At 74.7% G+C, this 16,687-nt stretch carries 11 protein-coding genes; 5 read left to right on the top strand and 6 right to left on the bottom strand.

Going from position 1 to position 16,687, the window contains the following annotated elements; genetic code table 11:
* Window positions 1-78 precede the first annotated feature (78 nt).
* Together ACFZBD_RS09355 and ACFZBD_RS09350 are read left to right on the top strand one after the other, a co-directional pair.
* On the top strand, window positions 79-2,514 hold the full coding sequence (locus tag ACFZBD_RS09355; protein ID WP_391138106.1) for a discoidin domain-containing protein: 2,436 nt from the start codon (window positions 79-81) through the stop codon (window positions 2,512-2,514).
* Window positions 2,515-2,830: 316 nt separating this feature from the next.
* On the top strand, window positions 2,831-7,024 hold the full coding sequence (locus tag ACFZBD_RS09350) for a molybdopterin-dependent oxidoreductase (protein ID WP_391138569.1): 4,194 nt from the start codon (window positions 2,831-2,833) through the stop codon (window positions 7,022-7,024).
* Here the strand turns inward: ACFZBD_RS09350 and ACFZBD_RS09345 are convergent.
* Window positions 7,018-7,521 (bottom strand): Lrp/AsnC ligand binding domain-containing protein, encoded by a 504-nt coding sequence (locus ACFZBD_RS09345; RefSeq protein ID WP_391138103.1) that lies wholly within the window; start codon window positions 7,519-7,521, stop codon window positions 7,018-7,020. The genes ACFZBD_RS09350 and ACFZBD_RS09345 overlap by 7 nt on opposite strands.
* A 311-nt stretch (window positions 7,522-7,832) precedes the next feature.
* Between ACFZBD_RS09345 and ACFZBD_RS09340 the strand changes: the two genes are divergently transcribed.
* Both ACFZBD_RS09340 and ACFZBD_RS09335 read left to right on the top strand, forming a co-directional pair.
* The gene (locus ACFZBD_RS09340) at window positions 7,833-9,338 is read left to right on the top strand and encodes an FUSC family protein (RefSeq protein ID WP_391138567.1); all 1,506 of its coding nucleotides are present in this window, start codon (window positions 7,833-7,835) and stop codon (window positions 9,336-9,338) included.
* A 353-nt stretch (window positions 9,339-9,691) separates the two neighbouring features.
* Window positions 9,692-10,705 carry a beta-propeller fold lactonase family protein gene (locus ACFZBD_RS09335; protein ID WP_391138565.1) on the top strand — a complete coding sequence of 338 codons (1,014 nt, stop codon included), beginning with the start codon at window positions 9,692-9,694 and terminating at the stop codon, window positions 10,703-10,705.
* A 259-nt stretch (window positions 10,706-10,964) separates the two neighbouring features.
* Here ACFZBD_RS09335 and ACFZBD_RS09330 read toward each other — a convergent pair whose 3' ends face one another.
* From ACFZBD_RS09330 to ACFZBD_RS09310, 5 genes are all read right to left on the bottom strand, one after another.
* A complete protein-coding gene (locus tag ACFZBD_RS09330; RefSeq protein ID WP_391138100.1) occupies window positions 10,965-11,888 on the bottom strand; it encodes a sirohydrochlorin chelatase in 924 nt (307 codons plus the stop codon).
* An 87-nt stretch (window positions 11,889-11,975) separates the two neighbouring features.
* Window positions 11,976-12,986 carry a BadF/BadG/BcrA/BcrD ATPase family protein gene (locus ACFZBD_RS09325; RefSeq protein WP_391138097.1) on the bottom strand — a complete coding sequence of 337 codons (1,011 nt, stop codon included), beginning with the start codon at window positions 12,984-12,986 and terminating at the stop codon, window positions 11,976-11,978.
* A 19-nt stretch (window positions 12,987-13,005) separates the two neighbouring features.
* Window positions 13,006-13,683, bottom strand: a complete 678-nt coding sequence (locus ACFZBD_RS09320) for a uracil-DNA glycosylase (RefSeq protein ID WP_391138094.1) — start codon at window positions 13,681-13,683, stop codon at window positions 13,006-13,008.
* 86 nt (window positions 13,684-13,769) lie between these two features.
* Window positions 13,770-14,855 carry an exo-alpha-sialidase gene (locus ACFZBD_RS09315; RefSeq protein ID WP_391138091.1) on the bottom strand — a complete coding sequence of 362 codons (1,086 nt, stop codon included), beginning with the start codon at window positions 14,853-14,855 and terminating at the stop codon, window positions 13,770-13,772.
* Window positions 14,856-15,113: 258 nt separating this feature from the next.
* Window positions 15,114-16,196, bottom strand: a complete 1,083-nt coding sequence (locus ACFZBD_RS09310) for an NADH:flavin oxidoreductase/NADH oxidase (protein ID WP_391138088.1) — start codon at window positions 16,194-16,196, stop codon at window positions 15,114-15,116.
* A gap of 120 nt (window positions 16,197-16,316) precedes the next feature.
* Here ACFZBD_RS09310 and ACFZBD_RS09305 point away from each other — a divergent pair, with 120 nt between their 5' ends.
* Window positions 16,317-16,676, top strand: a complete 360-nt coding sequence (locus ACFZBD_RS09305; protein WP_391138085.1) for an ArsR/SmtB family transcription factor — start codon at window positions 16,317-16,319, stop codon at window positions 16,674-16,676.
* The last annotated feature ends 11 nt before the right edge of the window (window positions 16,677-16,687 follow it).

Raw genomic sequence — 16,687 nt, 5'->3', positions numbered from 1 at the left:
CCACCCCCGTACGTCAAGCACCTCCAGTACCTCCCGTACACCCAGCACCCCCACCCTCCCGCTGGACCGGAGTATCGGATGAGACGTCACCTCCCCCTCCTGCTGATCACGGCGCTGATCGCCGCCCTGCTCGGCCTCGCCCCGCTCGCCCCCCACGCGCCGCTCGCGCCGGTGGCGCACGCCGCCGCCCCCGCCGCCGGGGACCAGCCCTACGCCTCCTACTGGCACCCGAACACCCTTCTGGACTGGGACCCGGCCACCGACCCCGACGCCCGGTTCAACCGCTCCCGCGTCCCCCTGCGGCCCCGGGTCTCCGACCCCGCGCTCAAGGCCAACCCCAACGCCCGCGCCGGCGAGGCGAAGATCGCCTCCCTGGTCTCCTTCGGCCCCACCTCGAACAACCCCTCCCAGGGCTCGGCCGACCCGCACTCCTACGCCTTCGGCCACTGGCAGTACATCGACACCCTGGTCTTCTGGGGCGGCTCCGCGAGCGAGGGCCTGATCCTCGCCCCGAACGCGACCGTCATCGACGCCGCCCACCGCAACGGCGTCAAGGTCTACGGCACCGTCTTCTTCCCGCCGACCGCGTACGGCGGCCAGATCCAGTGGGTGCGCGACTTCGCCCGGAAGACCGGCTCCACCTACCCGGTCGCCGACAAACTCGCCCAGGTCGCCCGGCACTACGGCTTCGACGGCTGGTTCGTCAACCAGGAGACCGCGGGCGGCGACGCGGCGCTCGCCGGCGAGCTGCGCGAGGTGATGCGGTACGCCCGCTCCCTCGGCCCCGTCGAGTTCATGTGGTACGACGCGATGACCGAGTCCGGTGCCGTGAGCTGGCAGGACTCCCTGACCTCCGCCAACGACGCCTTCCTGCAAGAGGGTGCACGCCGGACCTCCGACGCGATGTTCCTCGACTTCGGCTGGAGCTCCGCCGGCCTCGGCTCCTCCCGCACCCTCGCCCGCTCCCTCGGCCGGAACGAGTACGAGCTGTACGCGGGCATCGACACCGAGGCGAACGGATACGACACCTCCGTCCCCTGGGGTTCGGTCTTCCCCGCCGGACAGCCGCACGCCGCCTCCCTCGGCATCTACCGGCCCGAATGGACCTTCACCTCGTCCACCGGACGCGCCGACTCCCAGGCCCGGGAAGCCCGTTACTGGGACGGCGCGAACGGCGATCCCTCGAACACCACCACCACCTCCGCCTGGAAGGGCCTCGCCCACTACGTCCCCGAGTCCTCCGCCGTCACCGCCAAACCGTTCGTCACCTCCTTCGGCGCCGGCCAGGGCGACTTCTTCCACTCCGGAGGCGTCCGGGTCTCCTCGGGCGGCTGGAACAACCTCTCCCTCCAGGACGTACCGCCCACCTACCGCTGGCTCGTCAGCTCGGCCGGCACGCGCCTCACCCCGTCGATCGACTACTCCGACGCCTACGAAGGCGGCTCCTCGCTCCGGCTGACCGGCCCCCTGGACGCCGTCAACACCGTCCGGCTCTACCAGACGAAGCTCCCCGTCGCCGCCGACACCACGCTCTCCCTCGTGGTCAAGACCCCCACGGCGGGGCCCACCCGCCTCGCGGCCGCCGTCTCCTTCACGGACGCGCCGACCGACCTCACCACCCTCGACCTCGGGGCGAACACCACCACCGGCTGGGAGCGCAAGACCCTCGACCTCTCCGCGTACAGCGGCCGGACCATCGCCCAGATCGGACTCCGGACCGTGGGCACCGCCGCCTCGTACGACGTCCGGGTCGGCCAGATCGCCGTGTACGACGGGACGGTCGACGCCGCCGCCGCGCCGACCGGAGTCACCGTGCTCGGCACCACCGACGTGAGCCCCGGCCGGAAGTCGCTGCGCCTGGCCTGGGCGCCGTCGGCGTCCGGAGCGGTCCACCACTACGAGGTGTACCGGCGCAACGCGGACGGCACCCGCACCTTCCTCGGCGGCACCCCCAACGACGCCCTCTTCGTGCCCCGGCTCGACCGGGCGGGCACGGAGACCGCCACGACCGTCGAGGTCGAGGCCGTCTCCACCGAATACGGCCGCTCGCCCGCCGCGGCCACCACCGTCGCCTGGTCGCCCCCCACCGGCGTCAACCTCGCGCTGAACCGCCCGGCCACCGCCTCCGGCCGGTGCGCCACCGCCGAGGGCCCGGCCAAGGCCGTCAACGGAAGCGTCTCCGGCGGCACCGCCGACAAGTGGTGCACGACCACGACCGCCCGGTGGCTGGAGGTCGACCTCGGTTCCTCCCGTACCCTCGACCGCTTCGTCGTCCGGCACGCCGGCGCGGGCGGTGAGGACCCGGCCTGGAACACGCGCGACTTCACGATCAAGGTCCGCGGCTCCACCGCCGACCCGTGGACCACCGCCGTGACCGTCACCGGCAACACGGCGGCGACCACCACCCACCCGGTGACCCGCGCCGCCCGGTACGTACGCCTGGAGATCACCCGGCCGACGCAGACCGCGGACCCCGCGGCCAGGATCTACGAATTCGAGGCCTGGGGTTCCTGACCCGGGCGAGGGGGCGGCGGATCCGCCGCCCCCTCACGCGGACTCCGATGATGCGAAGGGCAGTCGTTTCCGCAGGTCGGCGGCGGTGTGCCGCCCGCAGGCCCCCGCCCTCACACCTCGCCCCACCTCTCTGTGTGACGCGCGTTACGGATCATGATCGGCCCGGTTGACACGGATGTAACGGCCGTTCCGTACCGTCGGGATCCGATCGGTTCCACAGAGAGGCGCCCCGGTGACGACGCAGGACGAGCGGGCCCCGCGGCAGGATGCCGAGCAGGTACGGACCGTCTGTTCCTACTGCGGCGTCGGCTGCGGCATGCTCCTCGACATCGGCAGGGGACCCGACGGCCGTCGCACCGTCCTCAAGGCGACGGGCGACAAGGACCACCCCGCGAACGCGGGTCGGCTCTGCACCAAGGGCGCCACCACCGCCGACCTCCTGGCCGCCCCCGGCCGGCTCACCACCGCCCTCGTCCGCCCCACCCGCGACGACGCGCCCGTCCCCACCGCCACCGACGACGCCCTCGCCGACACCGCGCGCCGCCTGCGGGCGATCGTCGACGAGCACGGCCCCGACGCCGTCGCCCTCTACGTCTCGGGACAGATGAGCCTGGAGGCGCAGTACCTCGCCAACAAGCTCGCCAAGGGCTTCCTCGGCACCAACCAGATCGAGTCCAACTCGCGGCTCTGCATGGCGAGCGCCGGCACCGGCTACAAACTCTCCCTCGGCGCCGACGGCCCGCCCGGCTCCTACGACGACTTCGAGCGGGCCGACGTCTTCCTCGTCATCGGCTCCAACATGGCCGACTGCCACCCCATCCTCTTCCTCCGCATGCGGGAACGCGTCAAGGCCGGCGCCAGAATGATCGTCGTCGACCCCCGGCGCACCGCCACCGCCGACAAGGCCGACCTCTTCCTGCGCATCAAGCCCGGCACCGACCTCGCCCTGCTCAACGGCCTGCTCCACCTGCTGTACGAGAACGGGCACACCGACCCCGGCTTCATCGCCGACCACACCGAGGGCTGGGAGGCGATGCCCGCCTTCCTCGCCGACTACCCGCCCGCCACCGTCGCCGCGATCACCGGCATACCCGAGCAGGACATCCGTACCGCCGCCGCCTGGATCGGCGAGGCCGGCGAGTGGACCAGCTGCTGGACCATGGGCCTCAACCAGTCCACCCACGGCACCTGGAACACCAACGCGCTCGTCAACCTCCACCTCGCCACCGGCGCGATCTGCCGCCCCGGCTCGGGCCCCTTCTCGCTGACCGGCCAGCCCAACGCCATGGGCGGGCGGGAGATGGGCTACATGGGCCCCGGCCTCCCCGGCCAGCGGTCCGTCCTGGTGCCCGAGGACCGCGCCTTCACCGAGGAGCTGTGGGACCTCGCGCCCGGAACGCTCCGCGAGGACGGCTCGGGCCGCGGCACGGTCGACCTGTTCCGGCGGATGGCCGACGGCGAGATCAAGGCCTGCTGGATCATCTGCACCAACCCGGTCGCCTCCGTCGGCAACCGCCGGACCGTGATCGAGGGGCTGCGCGCCGCCGAACTCGTCATCACCCAGGACGCGTTCGCCGACACGGAGACCAACGCGTACGCCGACGTCGTCCTGCCCGCCGCCCTGTGGACCGAGACCGACGGCGTACTGATCAACAGCGAACGCAACCTCACCCTCGCCCAGGCGGCCGCCGATCCGCCCGGCGAAGCGATGGCCGACTGGCGGATCATCTCCCGCGTCGCCCAGGCCATGGGGTACGAGAAGGCGTTCGCGTACGACACCGCCGAGGAGGTCTTCGAGGAGATCAAGCGCGCCGGGAACCCCCGGACCGGCTACGACCTCGGCGGAGCGACCTACGCGCGGCTGCGCACCGGATCCGTCCAGTGGCCCGCCGCCGAGGGCGGCCCCGCCCGCAACCCGATCCGGTACGTCGACGACACCGGCGCCGGGCCCGTCTTCCCCACGCCGAGCGGCCGCGCCGTCTTCCACCCGCGCCCGCACGTCGACCCGGCCGAGATGCCCGACGACGACCACCCCTTCGTCCTCAACACCGGCCGCCTCCAGCACCAGTGGCACACGATGACCAAGACGGGCCGGGTCGCCAGACTGAACAAGCTGAACCCCTCGCCCTTCGTCGAGGTGCACCCCGACGACGCCGAACGCCTCTCCCTCCGGGAAGGCGACCGGGTCGAGATCGCCTCGCGCCGCGGCAGGGCGGTCCTCCCCGCGGTCGTCACGGACCGGGTCGCGCCGGGCGCGTGCTTCGCGCCGTTCCACTGGAACGACCTGTTCGGAGCGGACCTGAGCGTCAACGCCGTCACCAACGACGCGGTCGACCCGCTCTCCTTCCAGCCCGAGCTGAAGGTGTGCGCGGTGGCGCTGACCAAGGTCGCGGCGGCGGAAGGGGAAGCGGCGGCGGAGGAGGGAGCGGCGACGGCGGGGGAGACGGGCCGGGGGGCCGCGCCGCCCGGCCCCGGCGCCTTCGCGGCCGGCCCCGGAGCCGGCCTCGCGGCCGTGATTCCGGGTTCCGCCCCCGCCGCTCTGCTCCCCAGCGCCGTCCTGCCGGCCGGTCCCGCCGCCGCCTTCGGTCTCGCACCCACCCCGCCGCCCGTCCTCTCCGAACGGGAGCGGCAGTACCTCGTCGGCTTCCTCGCCGGTCTGGAATCTGGCGCCCCGGGCATCCCCGTCCTGCCCCCGGGTGCACCCTTCGTCGAGGAGCACGCCCGCTGGGTGAACGGGGTCCTCGCCGGTCTGTACTCCCGTACGCCGGGCGACACCGCCTCCGCCCCGGCGCCCGGGGCGGGGGCGGCGGCCCGCGAGATCGTCGTGCTGTGGGCCTCGCAGACCGGCAACGCCGAGGAGTTCGCCGCGGCCACCGCCGACCGCCTGACGGCGGCCGGGCACCGGGCCGCCCTCGCCGGCATGGACGAGGCCGACCCCCGGGCCCTGCCGCCCGCCGCCGATCTGCTGCTGATCACCAGCACGTTCGGGGACGGGGACGCGCCGGACAACGGCTCGGGGTTCTGGGACGCGCTGACCGCCCCCGACACCCCCCGCCTCGACGGCCGCCGGTACGCCGTCCTCGCCTTCGGCGACTCCTCCTACGCCGACTTCTGCGGGCACGGCCGGCGCCTGGACCGGCGGCTGGACGAGCTGGGGGCCGTACGCCTGGCGCCGCGCACCGACTGCGAACCGGACTACGAGCCGTCCGCCCACGCCTGGCTTGACCAGGTCCTCGCCGGCCTCACCGATCCCACCGACCTCGCACGCCTCACTGACCCCACCGACCTCGCAAGCCTCTCCGATGCCGCCGCTCCCGTCGCCTCCGGGAACGGACCGCTGACGCCCCCCGCCCCCGCCCCCGCCGCCGTCCCCGCCCGGGCCTCCCGTCCGAAGCCCGCGCCGGTCCTCGCCCGGCTCACCGGAAACCGGCTGCTCAGCCTGCCGGGCGCGGGCAAGGAGGTACGGCGGTTCACCTTCGACACCAGCGGCAGCGAGACCCCGCTCCTCTACGAAGCCGGCGACGCCCTCGGCGTACACCCCGTGAACTGCCCCGACCTGGTGGCCGAGTGGCTGGCCGTCACCGGCCTGGACGCCGGGGCGCCCGTCGCACTGCCCGGCCTCGGCGCCGTCCCCCTGGGCGAGGCCCTGCACCGCCACCTCGACATCACCCGGCTCACCCCCGCCCTTCTCGGCTTCGTCACCGAACGGACCGGGGACCGGGACCTGAAGCGGCTGCTCCGCCCCGACAACAAGGACGGGCTGGCGCAGTGGTCCTGGGGCCGGCAGGCCGTCGACGTGATCGCCGAGCACCCGGTCCTGGCCGGCGCGCAGGAGTGGGCCGAGGTGCTGGGGCGCCTGCAGCCCCGCCTGTACTCGATCTCCTCCAGCCCGCTGACCGACCCGTTCCGGGTCTCGCTCACCGTCTCCGTCGTCCGCTACGAGAACCGCCGGGGCCGCCCCCGCAAGGGCGTCTGCTCACCGTTCCTCGCCGACGCGGGACCCGGCGCCGCCGTCCCGGTCGTGGTCCGCGCCGCCCCGCACTTCCGGCCGCCGCCGGACCCCGCCACCCCGATGGTGATGGTCGGCCCCGGCACGGGCGTGGCGCCGTTCATCGGGTTCCTGGAGGAGCGCCGGGCCCTCGGCCACACCGCGCCGAACTGGCTCTTCTTCGGCGAACAGCACCGGGCCACCGACTTCTACTACGAACAGGAGCTCACCACCCTCCTCGCCGACGGCACCCTGGACAATCTGGACACCGCCTTCTCGCGCGACCAGCGCGCCAAGGTGTACGTCCAGGACCGGATGCGCGAGCGCGGACCGCAGCTCTGGTCGTGGCTGCGCTCGGGAGCCCACTTCTACGTCTGCGGTGACGCCGCGCGGATGGCCGGGGACGTGGACCGGGCGCTGCGCGACATCGCCGTCGCGCACGGCGGCCTGGACGAGGAGGCCGCGGCCGCGTACGTCAAGCGCCTCGCCGCCGAGAAGCGGTACGTCCGCGACGTCTACTGACCCCGTACGGCCTCGCCGTCCGAGCGGCCCGCTGCCGACCCCACGGACTCGACCAGCGGCAGGAGCCGGTACGGGACGCGTTCGCGCAGCGCCATCTCCGTACGCGTGCGGACCACGCCGGGCAGCCGGATCAGCCGCTGGATGACGTCCTCCAGATGGCCGTTGTCCCGGGCCACCACCCGGGTCAGCAGATCGCCCCCGCCGGTGATCGAGAAGGCCTCCACGATCTCCGGCACGGCGGCGAGCGCGTCGCCCACCTCGTCCAGACGCCCCTGGGTCACCTCGATGTGGACGAAGGCGAGGACCGGATGCCCGAGCGCCGCGGGGGAGAGGAACGGGCCGGTCGCCATGATCACCCCGTCGCGTTCCAGCCGGTCGATGCGCGCCTGCACCGTCCCGCGCGCCACCCCGAGGATCCGCGCGTACTCCCGCACGCTGGTGCGCGGCTGCCCGATCAGCAGACGCAGGATGCGCGTGTCGAGCTCGTCCACCGCCATGGTCCGTTGGCTCCCTTCTGGTCGAGATCTACCCGCGAAGACTGTACCAATGGCATAGCGTCCCGCCGCCGAGTTGAGCCAGTGGGTGATCAGGTGTTTTCCTCGGGGTACAGACGTACAGATGGCGCCGCGCACGCGCCGCACCGGCGACGAGGCCGGTGCCGGACCCGCGGCGCCTTTCCCATGTCCGGCGGGCCGCCACGAGCAGGCCGGGGCACGAGATCACGCGAAGAGGGTGTGTGGAAGACAGCGGGGGCGGGGTCACCGTCGTGAAGAAGGGCCGGGCGGCCTGCCGCCGGCTCGCCCGGCAGATGTTCCTGGCCCCCGATCCGGGCCGGGTCCGGCTGCGCGTCTCCTCGCGCGCCGTCCTCGGCGTCGCGCTCTCCGTCGCCGCGGCCGAACTGGCCGGCCTCTCCCTCACCGCCTCCCTCACCGGCGGCCTCGCCGCGCTGCTCGCGCTCTTCACCGTCGGCGACCCCACCGTCCGGCGCCAGGCCGCCACCACCGCCCTGCTGCCCGCCGTCGGCTTCCCCGTCCTCGCGCTGGCCACCGCACTGCACGGGGCGCCGCTCCTGCGGGACACCGCCTGGCTGCTCGTCGTCTTCGCCGGTGTGTACGCCCGCCGCTGGGGCCCGCGCGGCCACGCGCTCGGCATCTTCGCCTTCATGATGTTCTTCGTCACCCAGTTCCTGCACGCGGTGCCCGCACAACTGCCGGAGCTGTACGCGGCCATCGGCCTGGCCCTCGTCGTCTGCGGCGCGGTCCGCCACGTCGCCTGGTGCATCGAGCGGCGCGTCCCGCCCCCCGCCGCCCCCGCCCCGCTCCCGGGCACCGGCCTCGCCCGCCCCACCACCCGGCAGGCCTTCCAGGCCACCGTCGCCTGCGCCGTGGCGCTCGCCGCCGGACAGGTCATCTCGCACGAGCGGTGGTACTGGGCCGTCGGCACCGCCTGGTGGATCTTCGTCAACACCGCCTCGCGCGGCGAGACCCTGGTCCGCGGCTTCCGCCGGGTCGTCGGCACGGTCACCGGCATCGCCGCCGGACTCCTCGTGGCGATCCCGCTCGCCGGCGCGCCCGCCCCGACCGCCGCCCTGGTCGCCGTCTGCGTCTTCGGCATCTTCTACACCGCCCCGCTCTCGTACAGCTGGATGATGTTCTTCGTCACCGTCATGGCCGGCCTGCTCTACGGCCTGCTCGGCGTGCTGCACCCCGGCCTGCTGCTGCTCCGCTTCGAGGAGACCGCCGTCGGGGCGCTCGGCGCGGCCGTCGGCGTCGCCCTGCTGCCCGTCACCACCCACGCCGCCACCAACGCCTGGATCGAGCGGGCCGTCACCTGCGTGCACGCCTGCACCACGGCCGCCGCCCGGCGCCTGGCCGGCGACCCGGAGGCCGACCCGGCACCGCACGCCGCCGAGCTGGAGCTGCTGCTCGGCCGGGTCCGCCTCTCGCTCGCGCCGCTCGTGCACCCGCTCAGCCCGCTGCGCGCCCGCAAGGCCCGCGCCCGCCGGGTGCTCGCCCTGCTCGACGACTGCGCCCGCGAGATCAAGGGGCTCGCGGCGGTCGCCGCCGACCCCGACGCCTCACACGACGCCCGGCTGGCCGCCGCCTCCTGGCGCGTCGAGGCGGCCGTCCACGCCCTGGTCCCGCCCGGCCGCCCCGCGGACCCGACCGCCGACGCCGCCGCCGACGCCGTGCCGCACCACCACCCCGGCGCCGAAGCCGCCCTCGTGCACCTCCACAGCCTGGAGCGGGCCCTCGTCGACCTGGCCACCCCACTGCGCACCGCCCCCGGCGCACCCCTCGTCCCGGCGGCCTGACCTCCGGGCCCTCCCTGATGCACGGGACACCAGGCCGGAACCCGCTCCCGTTGATCCCACTTGGTCTAGACCGCTGCTACCGTCTGCCGGGACTACGGCCGGCCAACCGTGACCGGCCGGCGGACAGGGGAGGCGCCGTGCGCGACGCGGACGCGGGTCAGGACAGCACGCAGGCGGATCAGGCCAGCACGGACGCGGGTCAGGACAGCACGCGGGCGGATCAGGGCAGCGCGGACGCGGGGCGGGACAGCACGCAGGCGGATCAGGGCAGCGCGCGGGCCGGTCGGTCCGGCGCGCGATCGGAGCACGGCGGCGCGGGGGAGGGGCCGCGTCGCGAGCCCGTACGGGCCTTCATCGGGTCCTTCACCTCGGCCGGAGGCCGCGGCATCCTCGCCGCGGACGTGGACCCCGCCACCGGAGCCCTGACCGTCACCGGCGCGAGCGACGCGGTCGCCGACCCGTCGTTCCTCGCCCTCGCCCCCTCCGGGACCACCCTCTACGCCGTCTCCGAGACCGAGGAGGGTGCCGCGGCCGCCTTCGACGTCACCGGCGCGGCACCGCGCCCCCTCGGCGCCCCCGTGGCCGTCGGCGGCGCGAGCCCCACCCATCTCTCGGTCGCCTCCGGGCACCTCCTCACCGCCCACTACGGCTCCGGCAGCGTCGGCGCGCTGCCGCTGGCCGAGGACGGCACGCTCCGCCCCGTCGCCGCGCTCGCCCGGCACGAGGGCTCCGGCCCCGTCACCGACCGCCAGAGCGCCCCGCACGCCCATCACGTGCTGCCCGACCCGAGCGGACGCTGGGTGGTGGCCGTGGACCTCGGCACCGACTCCGTCCACGTCCACGCCCTCGACGGCGCCGGGGGCGCCCTGCGCCCGCACGGCGAGACCGCCCTGCGCCCCGGCACCGGCCCCCGCCACCTGGCCTTCCACCCGGACGGGACGTACGCCTACGTCCTCAACGAACTCGAACCGACCCTCACCGTGTGCCGCTGGGACGCCGACGCGGGAGTCCTCCGGCCGCTCGCCGAGACACCGGTCCTGCCCGAGGGCGCCGCCCGGCCCAGCTACCCCTCCGAAGTCGTCGTGGCGCCCGACGGACGCTTCCTGTGGGCCGCCGTGCGCGGCGACGACTCCCTCGCCGTCCTCGCCCTCGACCGGAGCGGTGAGAACGCCACCCTGGTCACCACGGTCCCCTGCGGGGGCCACTGGCCGCGCGACCTCGCCCTGGACCCCTCGGGCCGACGGCTGTACGCGGCGAACGAGCGCTCCGGCGACGTCACCTGGTTCGACCTCGACGAGGAGACCGGCGTCCCGCGCCGGGCGGGCTCCCTCGCCGCCCCCGCCGCCTCCTGCGTGATCTTCGGCTGAACCCGGCCGCGCCGGCGCCTGGGGCCCCGACGGGTCCCGGGCGGGGCGACGCCCCCGGTCGGACACGGTCGGGCCGCCGAAAGTCGTCTGCCGCGCCCGCGGCCGGTGAGCGCCGCGCACCCGGCTCCGCACGCCGAGCGCCTGTCGGACGCGCCGGGGCCGCCCTGCGACGCACGGAAGGGCCCGCACCGGCCACCTGCGTGTCCGGTGCGGACCCTTCCGTACGCTTCTGGGCCCGTGCCCGCGTCACCGCGCGGGGTCAGTGGGCAGGGGCGCCCTGCGGCTGCTGCGGAGCGATCCCCAGCACGGCCGTGTACTGCGAGAGCACCAGCTTGCCGATGGCCGGGTACGCGCCCAGCGGCTCGGCGGCGGCGCAGCCCGCCTCCTTCGCGGCGGCGTCGAGCAGACCGTCGGCCAGCTCCGGGCCGATCAGGTACGGCGCGAGCGCCAGCTGCTCCGAGCCCGAGCCGCGCAGCTGCTCGGCGACCGCGGTGATCGAACCCTCCTGGTCCAGCGCGGCGGCGATCACCGGGACGGCCAGGCGTGCCGCGAGCAGCATGCCGGTGATGCCGGCGGCCTGGACCGCCTCCTCACCGCCGACCGTGGCGAGGACGATGCCGTCGGCGGCCGTGGCGACCGTGAACAGCCGGGCCCGGTCGGCGCGCGCCAGACCGGCCTCCGACAGGCGCACGTGCAGCGCCTCGGCGAGCAGCGGGTGCGGGCCGAGGACGTCCGTCAGCTCGGCGACGTTGCCGCTGTCCATGACGGCCTGGCGGATCCGGCGCATCAGGGCGCTGTCCGGGCCGGCGAGCAGCGGGACCACGATGGCGGCCGGGCCCTCGGGGGCGCTGACCTCACGGCCGGCGGCCAGGGCGAGCCGGTACCGGTCGGTGCGCAGGGCGGAGGTCCGTGCCAGGACGGTCGCCAGGGTGGGGTACTCGTCGTCGTCACCGTCGAGGTAGCCGATCGCGGCCTCCAGGCCGGGCAGCTCGGAACGGGCGATGCTCACGACCTCGTCGGCGAGCGAGCGTATGGCGGCCGACGGCGTGCCGGGGACGGCGAGGACGAGTGCGGGAGCGCCCTCGGGCGCCGCCGCGGGTTCGGGGCGACGGTGCCGTCCGGTCTGGCGGGGTCGCGGCATTCGTACAGGCAGGCCGGAAGCAGGCCCAGTGGGGGAGCTCATGCGCCCGCATGCTACTGGTTTTGCCCGCGGCGCAGTTCGGTGAGGTGCGGTCGAGCGTTATCTGCCCCTGTATGTCCGAACCGCTCCTTAGGTCGTGTCCGACCCCGATCCGCCGGACACCTCCGGGGGGCCGAGATGGAGCAGTCGGGGGTCTCTCGGCAGCCGCAGCGAGCCGCGGGCGAGGGCCGCGGCGATCGCGACGGCGCCGCCGAGCGGATCCTCGGCGGCCGACACCGGCCGGGCGTACGGGAGTTGGTCTGCCAGCTCGCCGGCCAGCGGTACGAGCAGGGGGTCGCCCAGCTTGAACAGCCGGCCCGTCAGGGCGATTTCGCACTCCCCGGCGGTGGGGCAGACCGCCGCCGCGGCCTCGGCGATGTGCGCGGCGGCCCGGGCCAGGACGTCCGCCGCCACCGGGTCGCCCTCGGCGGCGCAGCCCGCCACGTCGGGAGCGAACGAGGCCAGGACGGCGGGCCGGTCGGTCCGCGGATAGAGCGCGCCGGGCAGCCCGCCGACCGGCCCGAAGCGCTGCTCGGCGGCGGCCAGGAGCGCGCCGGAGCCGCCCCGCCGGCCGTCGTGGGCGCGCATCGCCGCCTCCAGTCCGGCCCGGCCGATCCACGCGCCGCCGCCGCAGTCGCCCAGCAGATGGCCCCAGCCGTCGGCCCGGCGCCAGGAGACCAGGTCCGTGCCGAGCGCGATCATCCCCGTGCCGCCCGCGACGACGGCTCCGGGGCGTTGCCCCAGCGCCCCGGCGTAGGCGGTGACGGCGTCGGCGGCCAGTGCCAGCCTCCGCACCCCAAGGGCCTGCTTTAGGGCGCCGGGGAGCACTGCCCGCAGTTCGCCCCCGAGGGTCGCCATCCCGGCCGCCCCGATCGCCACGGCGGCCGGGGCGTCGACGGCCCCGGCGCTGAGCCGCATCGCCTCGACGGCGGGCAACAGCTGCCGCAGGAGGGCGGCGGCCTCGATCCCGGCCGGGCCGGTCGGCACCGGCTCGCCGGAGGAGACCGTCTCCACCACGCGGCCGTCCTCGGCGTGCGCCAGGGCGATCCGCAGCCCCGACCCGCCCGAGTCGACGCCCAGGACCCAGCCGCCGGCCGTCACCGGCGCCGACCGCCCCGGGTCACGGAAGCCGCCAGTCGACCTCCTGCGCCCCTTGGCGCAGGAGCAGTTCGTTGGTGCGGCTGAACGGCCGGGAGCCGAAGAAGCCGCGGTCCGCGGACATGGGGGAGGGGTGCGAGGACTCGATGGCCGGCAGATTGCCGAGCAGCGGACGCAGATTGCGCGCGTCACGCCCCCACAGCACGGACACCAGCGGCTTCCCACGGGCGGCCAGCGCCCGGATCGCCTGCTCGGTGACCGCCTCCCAGCCCTTGTCGCGGTGCGCGCCCGGCTTGCGCGGAGCCGTGGTGAGGGCTCGGTTGAGCAGCAGCACCCCCTGGCGGGTCCAGGGCGTCAGATCGCCGTTCGAGGGGCGCGGAAGCCCCAGGTCGGTGTTCAGCTCGCGGAAGATGTTCTCCAGGCTGGGCGGCAGGGGCCGCACGTCCGGCGCCACCGAGAAGCTCAGCCCGACGGCGTGTCCCGGCGTCGGGTAGGGATCCTGGCCGACGATGAGGACCCGCACCTCGTCGAACGGCTGCTGGAACGCCCGGAGGACGTGGGCCCCGGAGGGAAGGTAGGTGCGCCCGGCGGCGATCTCCTGTCGCAGGAAGTCGCCCATCGCGGCGACGCGTTCGGCCACGGGCGCGAGCGCGTGCGCCCACCCCGGCTCGACGATCTCATTCAACGGTCGTGCTGCCACGGCCGTCACTCTACTGGCGCAGCGCCCCGCCCCGGCACGGGATCGCCCCCCCGGCGATCACCACGTGCCGGGCCGGCCCGCGCGACTCAGTCGATCACCGCCGCCCGCACGCAGAGCACGTCGGGCAGGTGCTCGGCCAGCAGCTCCCAGCTGTCCCCGTCGTCCGCGCTCGCGTACACCTCGCCGTTGCGGTTGCCGAAGTAGACGCCCGTCGGGTCCGCGCCGTCCGTGCACAGGGCGTCGCGCAGCACGGTGCCGTAGTGATCGCCCTCCGGAAGGCCGGAGGTGAGCGGTTCCCAGCTGCCGCCGGCGTCGCTGGTGCGGTACACCCGGCAGCGCCGCTCGGCGGGCACGCGGTCGATGTCGGCGTTGATGGGGAACACATAGGCCACGTCGGGCCGATGGGGGTGGGCGGCGACGGTGAAGCCGAAGTCGGACGGCAGGCCGGCTCCGATGTCCGTCCACTTCCCGCCCGCGTCGTCGCTGCGGTACACCCCCCAGTGGTTCTGCAGGTACAGCCGGTCCAGGTCGCCCGCGTCCTGGGCGATCTTGTGGACGCACTGGCCGAACTCCGGGTCCGGGTCGGGCAGGAAGACCGCCGAGACGCCGTGGTTGGCGGGCGCCCAGCTCGCGCCGCCGTCCCGGGTGCGGAAGACCCCGGCGGTCGACACCGCGACGGTCACGGACTCCGGGTCGCGCCGGTCCGTGACGATCGTGTGCACGGCCTCGCCGCCGCCGCCCGGCACCCAGCGCGAGCGGGTCGGGTGCTCCCAGAGGGGGCGCACCAGCTCGAACGACTCCCCGCCGTCGACGGAGGTGAACAGGGCCGCGGGCTCCGTCCCGGCGTAGACGACGTCCGGCGAGTGGGCGGGCGCGGGATGCAACTGCCAGACCCGCTCCAGCGAAGCGCCGGTGTCCTGGGGGAACTTGACGGCCGGCTTCGACGGTTCGGTCCAGGTCGCCCCGAAGTCGTCGGAGTGGAACACCGAGGGGCCCCAGTGCTCGCTGACCCCGCCGACGAGCAGCCGGGGCGTGTCCCTGCGGGTGTCGATGCCGATCGAATAGACCGCCTGCGCGTTGAAGTGGGGTTCGCCGAACTCCCACCGGCCCGCGCGCCTGCGGCCGATGAACAGACCCTTGCGGGTGCCTACGGTCAGTACTACGTCGGGCATGGCCGACACCTCCAGGACGCCGTTGTCGCGGATACGGGCCAGTCTGCACCCGACCACTGACAGTGGCTCCCGCAGCCGCGTCTGCGCAGGTCGGGGGCGTGTTCCGGGTCCGGCCCCGGAGGCGGCGACATACGGAGGCGAGCCTGGCCGACGCACGGAGGCGGGCTTCCGTGACGAGTGGGGAGCGGCCAGCGGTGAGCGGCGCGCGGCGACCTACGGCCGGCGGCGGCCCACGCCGGTGCGCGGCCGCCGCCGGTCTCAGATCGCCCAGGCGTACTGGTCCGGCGCGTGCGTCTCGGCGCCCAGCTCGCGCGCCGCCCGGCGGGCCCAGGAGGCGTCCCGCAGCAGCTCGCGCCCGAGCAGGACGGCGTCCGCCTCCCCGTTGGCGACGATCTTCTCGGCCTGCTCGCTGTCCGTGATCAGACCCACCGCGGCGACCGGAAGCCCCGTCTCGGCCTTCACGCGGGCGGCGAAGGGCACCTGGTAGCCGGGGCCGACCGGGATGTCGGCCGGGCCGCCGTTGCCGCCGCTGGAGACGTCGAGGAGGTCCACGCCGTGCTCCCGCAGCAGGGCGGCGAAGCGGACGGTCTCGTCCGCGGTCCAGCCCTGTTCCCCGAGCCAGTCGGTGGCGGAGATCCGGAAGAAGAGCGGCAGTTCCGCGGGCCAGACGGCCCGGACGGCGTCGACCACCCGCAGGGCGAGGCGGGTGCGGTTCTCGAAGGAGCCGCCGTAGGCGTCCGTGCGGTGGTTGCTGTGCGGGGAGAGGAACTCGCCGATGAGGTAGCCGTGGGCGCCGTGCACCTCGAGGACCTGGAAGCCGGCGGCGAGGGCGCGGCGGGCCGCGTCGGCGAACTGCCCGACGATCTCGTCGATCCGCTCGGTTGTGAGCTCGGTGGGCACGGGGTAGCCGTCGGCGAACGCGACGGGGCTCGGCGCGAGCGGCTGCCAGCCGTGTCCGTCCTCGCCGACCGGACCGCGGCCCACCCAGGGCGGGTTGGTGGCGGCCTTGCGGCCGGCGTGACCGATCTGGATACCGGGGACGGTGCCGTGGTCCTTGAGAAAGGCGGCGATCCGGGCCAGCGCCTCGGCCTGCGTGTCGTTCCAGAGGCCGAGGTCGGCGGGGCTGATCCGGCCCTCGGGGGCCACGGCGGTCGCCTCGACGAGGATCAGGCCCGTACCACCGGTGGCGCGAGAGGCGTAGTGCGCGAAGTGCCAGTCGTGTGCCACGCCCGCGTTCGGCCCGGTCGTCTCCGCCGAGTACTGGCACATCGGCGCCATCCAGACGCGGTTGGGGATGGTCAGCGAGCGGAGGGTGTAGGGCTTGAACAGGGCGGCACTCATGGCGACTCCGATCCAGGGGGCCTGACGGGATGCTCGTACGATACTCATCGTAGTACGGCATCTGTCAAACTACGAGGGTCCTCGTACAATGTCGGCGTACCCCGACGCAGAGGAGCCGCCGTGACCACCGCGACCAACCCCCGGGTCCTCGACCACCCCACGCGCGAGGAGATCCGCCTGGAGGGCGTGCTCCATGCCCTGTCGGACGCCGTGCGGCTGCGGATCGTGCGCGACATGGCCCGTGAGCAGGGGGAGCTGAGCTGTTCGTACTTCGATCTCCCGGTGACCAAGTCCACGACCACGCACCACTTCCGGGTGCTGCGCGAGAACGGCGTCATCCAGCAGATCTACCGGGGCACCGCCAAGCTCAACGCCCTGCGCCGGGACGATCTGGACGCGCTCTTCCCCGGCCTCCTCGACAGCGTCCTCACCGCCGCGGAGGGCCAGGAACTCCGTCTCGGCGCCCCCTCGGCGACCTGAGGCGAGCTTCG

This window comes from Streptomyces sp. NPDC008121 (genome assembly GCF_042957155.1).
Taxonomy (GTDB): Bacteria; Actinomycetota; Actinomycetes; order Streptomycetales; family Streptomycetaceae; genus Streptomyces.
This window is presented reverse-complemented; position numbering and strand designations above follow the sequence as displayed.